This window comes from Acinetobacter nectaris CIP 110549, assembly GCF_000488215.1.
GTDB classification, from domain to species: Bacteria; Pseudomonadota; Gammaproteobacteria; order Pseudomonadales; family Moraxellaceae; genus Acinetobacter; species Acinetobacter nectaris.
This window is the reverse complement of record NZ_KI530712.1, coordinates 48,655-65,215: the sequence shown is the minus strand read 5'-3', so window position 1 is coordinate 65,215 and position 16,561 is coordinate 48,655. Positions and strand designations below refer to the sequence as shown.

Annotated in this window: 14 protein-coding genes; 2 read left to right on the top strand and 12 right to left on the bottom strand. The window is 39.6% G+C overall.

Going from position 1 to position 16,561, the window contains the following annotated elements; all coding sequences use genetic code 11:
• The first annotated feature begins 232 nt into the window (after positions 1-232).
• Both P256_RS00405 and P256_RS00400 read left to right on the top strand, forming a co-directional pair.
• Positions 233-1,453 carry a tyrosine-type recombinase/integrase gene (locus P256_RS00405; protein WP_023271692.1) on the top strand — a complete coding sequence of 407 codons (1,221 nt, stop codon included), beginning with the start codon at positions 233-235 and terminating at the stop codon, positions 1,451-1,453.
• Positions 1,453-2,130, top strand: coding sequence for a hypothetical protein (locus tag P256_RS00400; RefSeq protein ID WP_023271691.1), 678 nt, complete (start codon positions 1,453-1,455; stop codon positions 2,128-2,130). The genes P256_RS00405 and P256_RS00400 overlap by 1 nt, the downstream gene beginning before the upstream one ends.
• Here the strand turns inward: P256_RS00400 and P256_RS00395 are convergent.
• The 12 genes from P256_RS00395 to P256_RS00345 all read right to left on the bottom strand — a co-directional run bounded on the left by P256_RS00395 (position 2,111) and on the right by P256_RS00345 (position 16,533).
• Positions 2,111-2,584 (bottom strand): hypothetical protein, encoded by a 474-nt coding sequence (locus P256_RS00395; protein ID WP_023271690.1) that lies wholly within the window; start codon positions 2,582-2,584, stop codon positions 2,111-2,113. The two genes, P256_RS00400 and P256_RS00395, sit on opposite strands and share 20 nt — an antisense overlap.
• Positions 2,581-3,093, bottom strand: a complete 513-nt coding sequence (locus tag P256_RS00390; RefSeq protein WP_023271689.1) for a glycoside hydrolase family protein — start codon at positions 3,091-3,093, stop codon at positions 2,581-2,583. Before P256_RS00390 ends, P256_RS00395 begins: the two co-directional genes overlap by 4 nt.
• Positions 3,077-3,364, bottom strand: a complete 288-nt coding sequence (locus P256_RS00385; protein WP_155756723.1) for a phage holin family protein — start codon at positions 3,362-3,364, stop codon at positions 3,077-3,079. Before P256_RS00385 ends, P256_RS00390 begins: the two co-directional genes overlap by 17 nt.
• 136 nt (positions 3,365-3,500) lie before the next feature.
• The gene (locus P256_RS13435) at positions 3,501-3,623 is read right to left on the bottom strand and encodes a hypothetical protein (protein ID WP_023271687.1); all 123 of its coding nucleotides are present in this window, start codon (positions 3,621-3,623) and stop codon (positions 3,501-3,503) included.
• Positions 3,620-3,811, bottom strand: coding sequence for a hypothetical protein (locus P256_RS00380; RefSeq protein ID WP_023271686.1), 192 nt, complete (start codon positions 3,809-3,811; stop codon positions 3,620-3,622). Before P256_RS00380 ends, P256_RS13435 begins: the two co-directional genes overlap by 4 nt.
• Positions 3,811-9,078, bottom strand: coding sequence for a TipJ family phage tail tip protein (gene gpJ / locus P256_RS00375; protein ID WP_023271685.1), 5,268 nt, complete (start codon positions 9,076-9,078; stop codon positions 3,811-3,813). Before gpJ ends, P256_RS00380 begins: the two co-directional genes overlap by 1 nt.
• 55 nt (positions 9,079-9,133) lie before the next feature.
• A complete protein-coding gene (locus tag P256_RS00370) occupies positions 9,134-9,703 on the bottom strand; it encodes a tail assembly protein (protein WP_023271684.1) in 570 nt (189 codons plus the stop codon).
• Complete coding sequence (locus tag P256_RS00365; RefSeq protein WP_023271683.1) at positions 9,696-10,454, bottom strand: C40 family peptidase; 759 nt, start codon at positions 10,452-10,454, stop codon at positions 9,696-9,698. The genes P256_RS00370 and P256_RS00365 overlap by 8 nt, the downstream gene beginning before the upstream one ends.
• Position 10,455: 1 nt before the next feature.
• On the bottom strand, positions 10,456-11,262 hold the full coding sequence (locus P256_RS00360) for a phage minor tail protein L (RefSeq protein ID WP_023271682.1): 807 nt from the start codon (positions 11,260-11,262) through the stop codon (positions 10,456-10,458).
• Positions 11,263-11,291: 29 nt separating this feature from the next.
• Positions 11,292-12,326 (bottom strand): phage tail fiber protein, encoded by a 1,035-nt coding sequence (locus P256_RS12900; protein WP_023271681.1) that lies wholly within the window; start codon positions 12,324-12,326, stop codon positions 11,292-11,294.
• Between the two features lie 59 nt (positions 12,327-12,385).
• A complete protein-coding gene (locus tag P256_RS00350; RefSeq protein WP_023271680.1) occupies positions 12,386-12,724 on the bottom strand; it encodes a phage tail protein in 339 nt (112 codons plus the stop codon).
• 2 nt (positions 12,725-12,726) lie between these two features.
• The gene (locus tag P256_RS00345) at positions 12,727-16,533 is read right to left on the bottom strand and encodes a tape measure protein (RefSeq protein WP_023271679.1); all 3,807 of its coding nucleotides are present in this window, start codon (positions 16,531-16,533) and stop codon (positions 12,727-12,729) included.
• Positions 16,534-16,561 lie beyond the last annotated feature (28 nt).

The window sequence follows — 16,561 nt, the reverse complement described above, 5'->3', positions numbered from 1 at the left end:
CAAATATCTAAATAATATTTTAATTTTCAAAAGGTTGCCATTAACATGCTTCTGATGATTGAAAGCAAGCACCTTTATTAAATGCCATTAAATAACATTAAGTATCAGTATGATATGTTAAAAATAATAAAAATAGCTCTTAAATATCATTAATACCCATTAAATGACATTAAACCAAAAAGTGAGTAACATTGTGAGTAACAACTTTACAAAATGATGCGTTACTCACACTATGCTTAATGACACGAAAATAAAGCAACTCAAGCCAAAAGAAAAAGTATATCGTGTGGCTGATCAAGGTGGATTATCTTTAGAAGTTAGAACCAGTGGCACAAAACAGTGGCGTTTTCGCTATAGGTTCCTTGGTGTTGCAAAAATGATTAGTCTTGGTGAGTACCCATTAGTATCTTTAGCTCAAGCAAGACAAAAAGTATTAGAGCAAAAAAACCTACTTGGCCAAAACATAGATCCAAGCCAAGATCGTAAGAATAAACTTGCTGAAATAAAAATGATAACAGCAATAACGTTTAAAGAGATTGCCCTAGAGTGGTACGAAAATAGAAAGGATACACGTTCAGAAAGTTATCGAAGAAGTATTGAGAAAATGTTTCAGCTTGACCTATTTCCATGTTTTGGTGAAAAGGACATTAAGCTTATAGGCGTAGCTGATGTTTTGGCAATGCAAGATCATACTTTAAGGCGTATAAAAAAACAGAATAACTATGGTACTGGCGAAGTAACAGCAATTAGAAACCGACAAACTACAGGGCAAATCCTTGATTACGCTGTTTCAACGCTAAGAAAAGAGAATAATCCAATATCCTCACTAAAAAACACAATTGAGCGACCGCCCAAAAATGGCGCAAGACCTATGAGTGAATATGAGCGAAGCATTTTTTGGAAGGCTTTTGAGCAATTTAAAGGCGCAAGTACAACAAAGAATGCAATGCTTATGCTCTTATACACAATGATGCGCTCAGTTGAAGTGGTTCGTCTTAGGTGGGAATGGGTGGATTTTGATAAGAACCTCATTACCATTCCACCAGCAACAATAGATCAATTAAAAAAAGGGCAACGAAATATAAAAATGAATAGAATTCACATGGTTCCTATTTCTACCCAAGTAAAAAAAATATTAATAGATCAATATGAGCAGACAAAACATAGTGACTATGTGTTCTCTAGTGTTTTTGATAAATCAAAGCTTATGAATAAGACAACGATCAATTCCGCATTGGATAAGATGGGATTGGCTGAATTAACTTGCCATGACTTTAGAGCAACAGCATCAACCTTTCTCCATGATGCAAAGTACCCTAGTGATTGGATTGAGTTACAGTTAGCGCATGTAGATAAAAATGTTGTTCGAGAAACATATAACCACGCCCAGTATTTAGATGATAGACGAAAGATGCTACAGGATTGGGCTGATATGGTTGATGGGTGGAAGTGATGCATAAAAATATACCTTTTGATGAATCACCTGAGAATGCAAACTTACTTTTACAAGAAAAAATTAATTTTTTACAAAAGGCTTTAATTAAAGAAATTAGCATAGAAGATAAAGACTTGTTTTTATTTTTCCTTGATATTGCTCAAAAAATAATCTGTAGAGACCATAGGTTATTAACATTCTATAGAAAAGAGTATCGTAGCAATAATTTTCAAAATCAACTCAACTTAGAATCCAGCAGCAATCAAGCTAGGTTAAAAAATGATTTTGAGATTGAAATAATACGATTATTTACTAATAGTTTTATTAATATTATGTCAGCACTCGAGTATTGTCTAAAAGATATTTTAACCAAAAAACTACCTGTCATAGCAGAGAGGATAGATCGATATAGCACCCTACGAAACATAGTAAAAGAACTTGAGAAAGAAAATATTATTAGCCAAGAGTCTAGTAACTTATGGCATGGACTAATTTTTTTTAGAAATGCTCTAGTGCATAATAATACCTATGCTATTCGTACAAATACTTATAAGTTTTCAGAAAAAGTTATTCTAAAACTAGTTGAAGATAAGCCAATCAAGTCTCATATTAAGCAAACCATTTTTTTTATCGAATGGATTACTAATGAATATTACAATTTAGTTAGAAAAATTTTTAATATACTAATCGCCTAGCATCAGCTTCGTGTCCATCAGCTCTTTCTGCCATTTTTCGATATTCTGTGACGCATTGATCGAATACGTTTGAGAGCTTTTGGGCATATTGTGTTTCGGCTTCTCGGGTAACTGTGGGCAAACGCTTGTTTGCTGTGGCAAGTTGCTTTGACAAGCTGTTAGCATGAGACTCAGCAATGCGAGCATCATGTGAGATTTGTTTAATTTTTTCACTGTAATTCCTCTCGGCTAGAATGATTTGATTTTGATATTCTTTCTCTTTTTCACGTGCTGCGACCTGAGCTTTTAAGTTGAGCTCAGTTTGCGTTTGCACATAAGTGATATGCTCTTGCTTCTGTTTTTCGATCACTTCATCTTTGTGATTCAAAATCATAAGTAAGCACAGGATTAAAAAAGCGAGTAATGCAATGAAGCACTCTCGCCAGTATTTCAGGGCCAGTAATAGATAGGTCATTGGTTTGCCTCCATGCATTTCTCATAACGGTTGTTTTGACGTACATACACGCCATAGCAGTTATTTGAACGGATTGAACAGTCACGCCCTGCTGTGTATTTATATTTCAGAAGTGCTTTACAGGCTTGGACGTAATTTCCTTGAAGTAAGTTGGTTCTCATTGAAGATTGATTGAAAGTGCCAATACCGAATTGGTACACGAAATCGATGTAAGCGTCATACTCACTTTGAGCGAGTTTTACGTGTGGAATTGAGTGCTTGAATTGCTTCTCTACTTTTGAGATATGGTCTTTTAAATAGTAGTCGGCAGTTTGTCTTGAGATGGACTGGTCGTGCATCGTGACTGTTTTGCCGTTTGGATAGACCGTGGTACCGTGACCAATAGTTGGGACATCGCCTTGGGTTGGACGAACAGGTTTGGAGGTAAACCCCTCATCAGTTCGTACACCGTAGAACAGTGCACTTGATGCGGTCAGCAATGCAATAGCGACTTTATTTCTTGTATTCATTGAGTTCTGCCTTCTTTTTTAGTAATTCAAGTTGATGTAACTCCTCTGCTCTTCGGTCTTGATTTCGCTTGTATTGATCTTCTTTGTATTTGTAATACCAGTTCATCAAGAAGCTAAAAACGGTAAAAGAGAGACTTAATAATGCGATTGAGATACCGATCTTTGCCACAATATCCAGTTGTGCAATTGCTGAAACAAGACTTGCACCTGTTGTTGTTATTCCCCCTGCGACTGTGGTCTTATTTGTAAATACCGTGTTTGCCGTATCCACAATCTGTTGCTTATCCGCCATTTTTCCCTCTAGTGTAGTTATTCATTTTTAGGTATAAAAAAAGCACCCTATTTGAGTGCTTTCTTAAATTTTGGGCATAAAAAAACCGCTAAATGCGGTATTTATATTTCTCTAATTAAGGTCCATTCGGATCATCTTTAATTAAGCCTCCTTTGCCATGTGTTGGATCAGATACATTCTGTGTTGTGGTACATGCCGTCATACACAATACAATCGCAATAATGCTGAGATACTTCATGTTGCCTCCTTGGGCGTTTCGATAATTTGACCATCTTTGAAAGAGTAGTCGTTGTGAATAAATTGGATATTAAAATCCTGCGGTTTTTCTATAAAAAGTACATCTGGATTTTCCTTTGGTACAACACTCACCATAATCACTGACTGTGCTTTCATAGAATGCTTATCAATCACGAGATATTGATTCATTATTTCTTAAACTCCGTCACATTCACTTCTACACGCTTCATGAAGCATGTTAGTGAGCCACCTCTATTTGTATCTTTTCTATAAATCCTTACTTTTAATGCTCCTTTTTCATTAACATTATTCAGTTGAGTACCCGACATCTGCATGTTCCTTAGACTGAGTACAAACTTCGTCTGTGAAACAAGGCTTGTTCCATCATTATTAACAACAGATGCTAAATAGCCTTCAGATTCTGATGTATAAGTCATAACTAACTGATCATTAATTAGAATATCCGCAAGGAAGTTTTCAGGGATATTGTCACTAGACATATATGATGAGCCACTTCCAAAGTCTAAAACAGCCTTACATTCTGCTCGAAAGAAAATGGTGACATAGCTTCCAACATTAATATTGGATAAGCCGTATAGATCATAGGTAAATGTTTGGTCATAGTTGGCACTACTGTTGTTTGCACCTTGCGAATTAAACGAATAGTTATCTGTCATGACTGCACTAAATGGAGATGTAATCGCACGATCTTTAATTTTGAGTGTATCCACACTTAAATCAGCAATGTTTGCACTACCCACTTTAATACTGCCAAGATTCGCACTAATTGCACTTAGACTATCAACATTGATTTTGCTTGCATCAATTTGAGAAATATAAGCACTGTCTAGATACAAACCTTTGGGTACAACCGTACCATTGGCCAAAGTTGTTGATGTCGATTGATATACAAAAGCATATGCTGGCGTTTGATCATCAGCGGTTGCAGGTGGCGCAATTGCAAATGTATTGGCACGCCAAATTGCATCCACAGTTTTGCTGTTGTTTTCAACACTTACACCACCAATCACATTGCCAGATTCAAGCTTTAAACTTGCCCTTGCAGTCAAACCATCAATAGACGTTTGCTGTGCTTGAATTGATGCTGTGTTATTACCAACAGTGGTTTGAATCGTATTAACTTGATTTGCTGTTGCATTCTGTGCCGAAGTCACTGTATCAACTTTGGTTTGCACAGTTGCAATATTGCTGTTGGCAGCATTTGCTTTATTCAATGCATCATTTGCTGTGCTTTGTGCATTTGCCGTTGCAGACTGTACAGTATTGATCAAAGTTGACTGTGCTGTATCTGCATCAGATCGAGCTTTTGCCTCCTGTTGAATTGAAGATGTATTTGAGCCAACTTGGGCTTGCAGTGTGGTGATTTGCTGACTGAGTGCACTATCCGCATTCACACGTGCAGTTTGTTCAGATTGAATCAATGCAGCATTGTTGGCCACACTTGCTTGTGTCACATCAATACGTTGACCGAGTGCACTATCTGCATCCGCTTGAGCAGATTGAATACTCCAGCTTGATGCTTGATTACTCGTACTGTCTGCTGTGAGTGTTGTTGAATCAGCAGTAAGCGGTGTCACTTTCGCATATACACCATCTAACTTCTCAGACTGTGCTTTTTGCTGTGTGGTTAAGGTATTGATCGACTGTGTTGCCCCTGCCACAGCACTGTCATTTTGTGATTTATAATCACTTAGGGCCTTGGCATTGGCTGAATCTGCATCCGCACGTGTGGTTTGCTCTTGCACAATTGCAGAGGCGTTACCATCTGCTTTGGCAGATATCGTATCAATACGTTGGCTTAAAGCATTATCAGCACTTGCACGTGTGTTTGATTCACTCGTAATCAACGAATTGGCATTGTCTGCTGTGCTTTGTGCTGTATTGATTTGCTGTGTCAGTGTCGTATTTGCATCACTTCGCGCCTTAGCCTCCTGTTGAATAGCAGATGCATTATCGCTGGTACTGGTCGCAATTGTATCAATACGCTGACCCAGTGCTGAATCGGCACTTGCACGTACATTTTGCTCTGATTGAATCAGTGATTTATTGGCATCAACATTTACAGACATACTGTCAATACGGCTAGACAAGGCGCTATCAGCTGAAGCACGTGTATTGGCTTCCGTAGTAATTAATGATTTTGCATTATCTGCTGTACTTTGAGCACTATTCACCTGTTGCGTTAAAGCACTATCTGCATCACTTCTTGCTTTTGCTTCAGCAGTCACTAATGCCGTATTGCCATTCACTGTGGTTGTCAGCGTATCAATACGTGTGGCTAATGCGGTGTCTGCATTTACACGTGCTATTTGTTCAGATTGGATCAATGCACTGTTATTCGCTACATTCGCGGTCACAACATCAATACGTTGGCCAAGGGCGTTATCTGCATCAACAACTGCAGATTGAATACTCCAAGATGAAGCAGTATTGCTGGTACTATCCGCAGTTAAAGATGTTGAATCGGCTGTAATTGGCACAACTCGCGCATATACACCATCTAATTTTGTTGCCGTTGCTGATTGTGCTGTACTCACCACATTTACAGCACTTTGCACCGCAGCAATACTTTGATCTGTACTGGCTTTGTTGGTATTGACCGTATTTACAATACTTTGATCTGCATCTTTTCGAGCATTCGTTTCTTGTGTCATACCGTCATTCAAACTACTGATTGCAGTAATACGATCTGATACTTCTTTGCTAACAGCAGTTTGTAGATTTTGTACCGCACTTACCCGGTCTTTAGCTTCTTGATCAATTGAGCTCTGCACATTACTAATTGCAGTTGCACGATCCTGTGCCTCTTGCTGTGCTTTAGATAAAGCACTGTCTGCTGTTTGCTGTACCTCATTCACTTTATTGATGATGTTGCCCACATCACCATTCAAGCCTGCCACGGTGTCAATTTTATCAATCTTGGCTTTCAAATCTTTATCAAGCTGTGAATCGGTAATTTGACCTGACAACGCATTTAAAATATCAGCCGTTTGAGCCGTTGATGTGCCACTCACCCAATCTGACCAATCACCTGTATTACCAATCCGATCAATTAAGCGTGCACGATACCAAAGGGTTAAATTTCCTGATAGTCCTTGCTGTTGTGTACTTGTGGTTGGATAGGCATACGAACCCAAAGATTGAACATTTGCCCCATTGGATGTGCTCGAATATTGGATTTCTGTATAAGCCGTATCGAGTGCTCCCACATTTGGAAAGCCCCAATTCAGCTTCATACCAAACATCGTGCCTGTCGCTTGAAGATATGCCAGCTTTGGTGGTTTCCCTTGCTTGCCTGAAATTGCAGTCAGAATTGAAGTAGTTGCCAACGATGCAGCATCAAATGCTGAATATGCAGTAATTCGTGCCATGTAATTACCAGCATACACACCAGGTACTTCAACTGAAGTATTTCCTGTCAGTGGCATCTTAATCCAAGAGCCATCATCTTTTTTCCATTCAACAAGATACTTCACCGCATAGTCAGCTTTGTCCCAAGCAATCACCATGGTGGCAACATTAATCCCTTGTTGTACTTGGTCATACGATGACACTTGAACATTTTGTACCGCAGCTTGTGTATTCGGATTCACAATAGATACCGGTGCCGTGGTATCTACATACGCCCCATTGTCAATCGCATCATACTTATCTGCATTGTACTCAAGGGCTGATATTGAGAACTGATGCTCTTCATCTTGTTTAACAGTCAACACACGAAACTTACGTGTTGCAAGAATACTTGAGTCAATACTCCATACGTTTTGTGCAGCGATTGTTCCCTGATCAACCGCTTGTCTAAGCGTGACTTGTGCACCATTGACACTGGCAATTACAGCTTTGACCGACTGACCTTTCTCACTGTTAATTTGAATGGTATCACCTGCAAGTGCAGTTACTTGACGATCAAGCGTTAGAACACGCCAATCATTTGCAATGGCTTTAATTCGCCCACCGATAAACCGACCTGCATAATCATTGTCTGCCACGGCAATCACTTTACCTGGTACAGGAATGTGACCGTCTAAACCGACTTTGAAATTGACAGTTTGCGTTTCGAGCTGTTCAGATTTTAACGCCCAATGACCTGCACGTTGTGCTTGCGCTCGACTCGTACAACCCCATGCTTCAATATCAACACTGTTAATACCATTTTTAGCAATCGCATTTTCATCACGAATCACTTCATATTCTGTTTTATAACGATTGTCCGGATTAGACCACGCTACTTTCGCCACGGTATGACGATCTCGTGCACGTGTGCCTGAATATTCAAACTTACCGTCAATCACATTGGCATTGGTGTAGTTAAAGAATACATCTTGTGGGATATCCGCATCACAGATAATCGCATCACCATCCCAATAGCTAATAGCACGAAATACCCCTGCCAATTTGCTGAGAATAGAATAAGCATCTTCGGCAGATTGAATATACACATTACAAGTAAAGCGTGGCTCAAGACCACCTTGGCCATCACTGACCATTTCATCACAGTATTGGCCCAAGCGATATAAGCTTGCCTTATCTAGCATTTGGTCTGTAATACGCTCACCAAGACCATAACGTTTGGCAGTACATAAATCAAAGTAAATCCATGCTGGATTGTTTGAATACACGCGCTGAAATGAGCCATCCCAAATGCCTGTGTACGTCCGTTTGACAGGATCATAATTGCTTGGCACCCGAATCTTTAAGCCCTTCACTTCTGCTGAAACTTGCGCCACACTTGAGAAGTTCTGTGCATCGTACTGTAGACCTAGCAATGCAGTATTCGGGTAACGAAACTTCGCATCAATCACTTCTGCATACGATGCGACATACATTTGATCAGTCACATAGTCTGAATTTGCCGGGGGCGTAATTCGTCTAACACGTACATTCCAACCACTGGTTGATTTGGGCAGATCAATACGATGTGCACGTTCATAGTTAGATGAGGTTTTATCGCTGACTTGCGTATTGAGCATTTCAACATAAGGACCACCATCCGTGGATATATCAATTGCATATTGGATGGTGACACCAGTCACATCACCATTACTGGCATTGGTCGTTCTGAGTGCACCCCAACGTAAACGCACACGCACTGCATTAATATCTAGATTGGTAATTGAACGAATCCAAGGATTTGTTTTTAACTCTACCCCTGCTTCAATATCGTTTGAGGTTTCAGGAAATCCCTCAATATAGGTTTGATCATTGGTGCCCGGTCTAAAGTCAGCTGTCACATTCTTATAGTTATCATTTCCCTTGCTGTCTTGCAAAGGTGTATCTGATAAAAAGATCGACTGTAAACCATTAGCCAAACCTTCTACTTCACCTTCACAAAGACCAAGCAAATATTTAATATAGGTTTTTGATTGCGCGGAATCACTAGCAACCACTGCTTGACGTGTACTGCCTGATCCTGCTTTAGCACCTTGTACTTTCATTGAATTTTCCCAATAAAAAAGGCGCTCTATGCGCCCAATCATTTCATGTATTTATTTACAACATATCTTCAGGATATTGCCCTGCACTAATCACAAAGCCACCCACTTCGCGTTGGCCATACAGAATCGGTACTGGATTCCCTTGAGCAACTGTGGTGACAGCAGAGCCAAAGCCATAGTTAGATTTATTTGCATCATTGGCGTCTGAAGCATTCACTTTTGGCATTAGCATGGAAGTTACACCACCAATGGCCATGCCTGCCCCTGCACCGATCAACGCCATACCCACGGCTGTACCTGTACCAAACGTGAATACACCGACACCGATCATGATTGCACCGAGTACAGTTTGTAATGCACCCCCTGCACCTTCGACAATCGGCACAATCCGAATCAGTTCGGCATTGTTCTGCATACCGAGTTCTTCTTCAGCCAAAGTTTTACGCTTATCAATAAAGACTGCAAAACGTAAACCCTTCTTATGTGCATTTAAAAAGAACTGTTCAAGCCCTTGAATCTGCACCGCAAGTAAACGCATACCCTCTTGAACCGAGTCTACTTGCAAACGCCATTCTTTACCGAACTTCTCACGTAACACGCCATGAAAGCGAATAGTCTTATACATGCATCACCTCTTTATGACGTAGCACTTTTACAGTTCGCTCTAACCAATTCGGCCCATAGATTTCACGCTTTGAACTTTGGTTATATGGGTGATGTAGAAACAAGGTATTGCCATGACATGGCTCAGTCACTTCACTCTTTAATTGCCACTGATCGCCAAGCCATATCAGTGCGTGATTTGGGTGCTCTGTACGTCCGACATTACATAGCAGCACATCACCATATTGTGGCTCACTCACTTCAATAAAACCTGTCTTGGCGTAATTTTCCATATACAGTGAGGCGTGGTCTTTAGCTTCCCACCAACGATCATCACGTTCAAAATCCAAGAGTTCAACCCCCATCTCACGACTGTAAAAATCACGAATCAGTGCATAACAGTCTTGCCAACCATGATGGTATAAACGACCAACAAGCGGTGCTTGATATCCACATGGCGCATGTGCTTGAATGTCGACTTCTGGATAGGCACAGATCAACCAAGTCTTACCGTGCTGTTCGATCTGATGCTTATCCAGTGCTGAAGCGATTGCAGTACCATCAGGATGACTATGTACATAGGCTTCAATCTCACCTTGATCTTCTAGTCTTGCCAAACCTTTTGGATCCATTTCAAAGTGTTCTTGTGGACGTTTAGAGACATTATCCAAACGAATAAACTCACCACTGATGACCACACCGCACATTTCTTCAGGATAAGCATCACGACTTGCCACAATGATTTGCTGTCTCAGACTTTCAGAAATATTCATATTACTTTCCTATCAGGCTTGAGGCAGGGAAACCACCAAAATTGGCTTGATTGTTTCTCGAATTACATGCCTTTAAATTGCCGATACAACTGTCTTGGCTTGGGTCAGTCGTTGGCTCATTCTTATCAGTAAAATACTGCATCCCTGTGTATTGGCACTGCTCACCGCGATAACCGTCAATCGCCCATTGGCAATAACCTGTAATGTTCCTTACAGGGATTTTTAAGCCTTCAAAATCAATCGGGTTAGACAGCTCAAATGCCACAGTTTGAATGTTTTCAGAGGTCTTTTGCTCGATGTACCACACTTGTGTTTTGGATTCATTCACATCGGCACTAGGGTTGCTCTGACTAAAGTTTTCACTGTCTAAGTATTTCGCAAATGTACGAATGACTTTGAGCTTTGCACCGACAAAATCTTGAAACTTTAAACAATAGGCAGAAACTGCACCCTGTACACCATTGATGTTATTGGCCATAGTTAAAGTTGGTGTAGAGGCTTTACCTGTTGAACTCATTTCTAAGCCATCAACTTGTAGGGCCATCGGCTCATAAGTTTGGCCATTAAAAATGATATTGCGATACCACACTTGCTCAGTACCAGTATCAAAAACCTTATCTGCATGTAATGTGGTGGAATCGGCAGTGATATTGGTATGGTCTACTGTTGCATAGATACGTTGCCAATCCTGATAAGAAATATGGCCATGAAACCGTAGTACTCCTGCACCCAAATTGGTAGCATCTAATTCAAACAGTGTAATCAGCCCATCAACATAGAGCTTTTGTACATCAGAAGCTAAAGACATGATTGACTCCCATAAAAAAAGCCACTCGTTTAAGAAGTGGCTTCAGGTGTTGGTTGCTGTTCTGTGACTGGATAATCATTAAATCGTAAATCAATCCAACGATCTTGAGGAATATCCATTGGGTTATCATGGTCAGCAACAATAGATGCGGTATCAATATCAAATTTCTTTTTATAGGTTTTAACTGAAATATCCTTATTGTCTAGCTGCGTGTATTCAACAAAGACTAAGACATTCCCATTATTGTCGCGTGGTGTTTCAATGTACCAACCATCATCACGCAAACCTGTGGTGTTTTTAACGAGATAGTTACCCACAGCAAGTTTTTCAAAGGTAATTCCTTTACCATTTGCTTCATTAATGAGTTCAATGCTATTGGCATACAAACGAACAACAGGTGAAGATGGCTTTAAATAACCATTACCATCGACTGTTGTATTTGTACCTGTTCTTACTGGACCAATTTTTGTAATTACTGCTTCATTAGAAATATCCGATGGTGCGACAATAAAAATATCATTGCTCGGATTGTGTCGTGTACCCACAAAGAATCTTCGACCAAAAGCATTTGAATAAAACTTTAATGCATAATAACTTTGTCCATTATAGGTAACCGTAACAAGATTTAAGTCTCCCACATTTGAACATACTGACCCAAAAGTATACTGTATGTCCAAATATGCTCTAGACATATAAACATCAACAGCGACAACCTGATTTACTGCATAACTTTCACCACGCTCTAAGTAAACCGTTCCACGAATTAACCGCGCATCTTTTGCACCACTTTCATTTTTCATGAGTAGGACATATTTGTTTGATGCATCTGAATTAAAACCTGAAATTGGTATAACTCCAAATTGCTCATCACCTGAACCAATTCCAAATGCACCCACTTGCATAATTTGGTTTGCAGTAGTGCCAATACCATACAAATTATTTCCATCGCCAAGAGTGCTATAAATTTCACTCATGGTCTGATTAATCTTCGTAAATGCAGTTCGTGCAGGATCACCTGAACCATCGTTTGCATTATTCCCAATATTTACGGTTTGCTTCGTCATATCGACTCCAAATTTTTGACATAAAAAAAGCACCTTTCGGTGCATTGATTGATTTGATTTTAAAACTGCTGTTTAAATGTGGTTGAGATTCGCCACGCACTACCGCCTAAGCATGTTGGTGTGTAACTCGTATCTGTTTTAACTCGAACAGTGCCATCAAGTGGTGATTCCCATAGAAATGAATCTGCCCCTTGATGATCATCAAAGAATGCCTTAATCGCGATAATTTCATCTTTCAAAGCCGTTCTTTGATAATTCCACTGCCCTTTTTTATTGTTCAATCCAATAGATGCATGTTGCTCATATCCATCACCGAAAATATTTGAAGCCACATTAAAGGTTTGGGTATTTGAGTTGCCGTCTAAATCAGACTTGAATGTGAATTGTCTGTCGCTCATAGTTATTTACTCAGTAGCCCTCCTTGTCGTTGTTCTTGCCGAATTACTGTACGCACTGCATTTCCAATCATCTGCCCGAGTTGTTTTTGGTTATCTGTACTTGCCCCTGATGTTGTCACCCCTGAATCAGCTACACTCACAGAGATATTCACATCACCTTGTGATTGACTATTGCTACTCAACTGACTCGAAATTGAGCTAGAAGCGCCACCAACGACACCACCATCAGAATAACCACGAATACCCTTTCGGATACCCTCAACCGCAGATACACCACCAAGTCGAGCAATATCTGCTTGTGAGAACACAACCTCACCTTTATGCACCACACCTGCAGGTTCAAACACACCACCATCACCAGTGTAACCACCGTTTGAGAAGCCCGCTATGGTCTGGGCGGCAATAAGTCCAACCGATGCATAACCCATCGCACGAATTGCTGTAGCTGCTGGTATACCAAAAATACCTGTTTGCGCAGTAGTTGCCCCTGCTGCCAACTCGGTATTAATAATCTGTTGACCAATTGCCATTGCTTTTTGCATCAGGAACATAGCCTTGTATTCTCTTGAGTTTTCACCTCGTGCCTGCTTAACCATGTCAGTCATTGACCCCCAAACTTCTGATGCTTGGCTAGTAAGTTGACTGTATAACTGCAATTGGTTTTGCGTTTGAGTGACTTTCAGCTCTTCTGCTTGATTTGCATATTTTTGGGTAATAGCAAGCTTCTGAGCTTCATATGTATCGTGTGCTTGAAGTAATAGTTTTTGACGTTCTTTTGCATCTGTAAGTTCATAATCACCTTTTTCATTGGTTTTATTAATATCACGAACATTTTTATCATGATCATCAAAAGCTGTACTTAACTCACCACTATATTGGTTTTGAAGTTGCCATGTAGCCAAAGCACTAGGTGACATAACACCTCTAACTTTAGCTTGAGCTTCTATAGATTCCGACTGTGCTTTCCCAAGCTGCTGATTAATCTTAGTCTGCAAATCCTGAACTTTTAAAGCTTGAGTCTTTCTAAAAGCATTAATTTCATAATTCGCCTGATCATCAATACCTTTCTTGGCAAGCTCTTTTTGCTTATCAGTTAAGTCAATTGTTGAGTCAATAACAGCTTTTTTGACTTCAGCATCTTTAGTGATTTTCTGCTCACCAACCCAAGACCAACCATTTACAGATTGCTCAAATTGCAGATCATTTAGCTTTTTCTGATTCTGAAACTGTGACTCAGATTGCTTTAACTTTTCTGCTTGTTCAGATCCTGTATAAGTTAGACGTATATCACGAAGCTCTTTGTCATGGTCTTGCTGCAACTTTTGATCTTTGGTGTAGAACTTTTCAGCAAGTTGGAGTTTAATTTCATAAAGCTTATCTTCATCTGCACCAAGCTTACTAATGTCAAGATCACTTGAATCACCATTTTTATTAACTATATTGGCTAACTGATCTCGATAGTTTTGCTCCTTTGCTTTCGCACCTTCTGCCTTACTCGCACCAATTCTATTGCCGTTATAATCCCATCTAACGTAATTGGTTCCAATAATCTTAGACAATTCAGATTGGCTCAATGATTCATTAGTTAGAGCATTCTTAGTCTGCTTATATGAACCATTTGTTGTGATTTCACGGATTGCAAATTTTGCTTGTGCATCAATAGCACTCTGGTTGTTTTTAATCGTGCCATCATCATTCAATAGGTCTTTTGAGCGTAATTCACGTATAAGATCAGTTGCTCTATCTCCTTGATACGAAAACATGCCAACATTTGTTTTTTTGTTATTCGCATCAATATGAGAACCAAACAAGTATTTGTCATTAAAGTCATTCTCACGACCAACTTGTGCAGCCATTGCAAGTGCTTGGTTTTTTCCTAAGCCAGCTTTTAAAAAAGCTTGATAGATTTGATAGCCTCGAGCAAGTTGCTCATTTGCACTAAGATCAAGAACGGCTTGACGCTCTTTCTCTTTTGTTAGTTCTTTAGCAGCTCTGGCATTATCTTCCTGAGTATCTTTTAATTTATCCTGAAGATTAAATTGATCATCAGAAATTTTCTTTTGCTCTTTCGTTAAATTTTGGTTAAACGGAATCTTATTATCTTCACGCCACTTTACAATAAATTCCACATAACGAGCGCCACGTTCAGTGCCACCATTTAACTTTTCAGTATTTAACTGATATTGAGTTTTTAGATTCTGAGTATCTGTTAGCTTCTTCAAGTCACGTATTTTTTGGTTATACATTTCTTGGTTTGCAGCTGCTTGTCGTGCTGCGTCAGAGCTTTGATCAATACCTGTTTTTAACGAATCTAGTTTACCTTTAACATCTAGAAGCGTTTTGCTTGTATCAGTGTACTGGTCATATAAATCACTCAACTTCTCAATTTGATCAGGTGTAACTGTTGGAATCTTATTTAATTCTCTTAAAGCTTCACCTTTGCTAATAATGCCTTGTCGAACCTTGTTAGATATTTCAACAACCTGATAGTTTTCTTTATTGCTGTTCTGAATATCAATAACTTGAGCATTGTACTGACCAGACAGCTCTTTCATCTTTTTAGCCAAATCACCGTAAGTCTTACCTAAATCCTCTTGTGCACCTCTCTTTTGTGCACCTTGTAGTTTAAGTAAATCTGCTGTGGTCTGTTGTGCATATTTAGAGTTTTCTATCAGTGCTTGAGTTGACTGATTGGTGTTATCTCTCATCAAAAGATAAGCTGCTGCTGCACCTGCAACCGTTACACCTAAACCTACAGGGCCACCAAATACACCTATTAATGAGCGCCCAACTGTAAGGGCTGTCATTTTTGCCGCGTTATTTGCAAGTACAGCACGTGTTTCAGCATTCCACGTAATAATGCTTGTGCCTATAGCAATGGTTTGCTTAACGATTTGTGCCGTAATCATGCCCATAAGCGCAGATATGCCAAGCGTAGCAAACGTATTGAAATTGGTTGCAATAAATTGAATACCATCTGCGAGTGCTTTTGCACTACCGCTTGCCTTACCTGTTTCACCTACAAACTTTGTGACTTCATTACTTAGTACAGTAAATGATTGACCGAGCGTTGGTGATGTCTTAGCAAAAAGTTGATCTACAGATGCTTTAGATTTATCAAGTGCTTTAACGATTGCTTCGGAAGTAATTGCACCAGTTGCCGCAACTGTACGTAGCTGACCAACTGTAATTCCCATACCTTGAGCAATAGCTTTTGCAAGTCCAGGAGCCTGTTCAAGAACAGAGTTTAAATCTTCACCACGCAATGCACCTGCTGATAAGGCTTGGTTAAACTGAACCAATGCTGCTTCAGATGCCATTGCACTAGATCCACTAATCGCAATCGCTTTAGATACGGTCTCGGTAATTTGTGCTGTATGTTGCATCGTTAGACCAAGCACTTTTGCATTATTTGCAAAGCCTTGATATACCTGAGCTGCACTTTCCCAAGATTGATGTGTATTCTGAGCAATTTTAAATGTATCAGTCATTGCCTGATTTAGCTCAGACTGACTTTTCGTTACAAGCTTTAGTCTGTTTTGTAATCCTGTATACACATCTGATTTTTGAATAGCTTCAGATATAGAGAGATAACCACCCATAACCACTGCGAGCTTTTTTGCAGATGCAGTAAGAGCAGTAATACCTTGGCTTGATTTATTGGCATTCTCACCGAAGCTCTTAATCGAGTTACTTGCATCGTTGCCACTTTTATCTACACCTTTTAATGCTGAGTCTAATGCTTCTGCATTCTTTTTGGCATTGTCTGAGCTAATCTCAATAACTAAGCGACTTTGAGCTTCTGCCATAGTTTTCTCCAAATTTCAGGCAATAAAA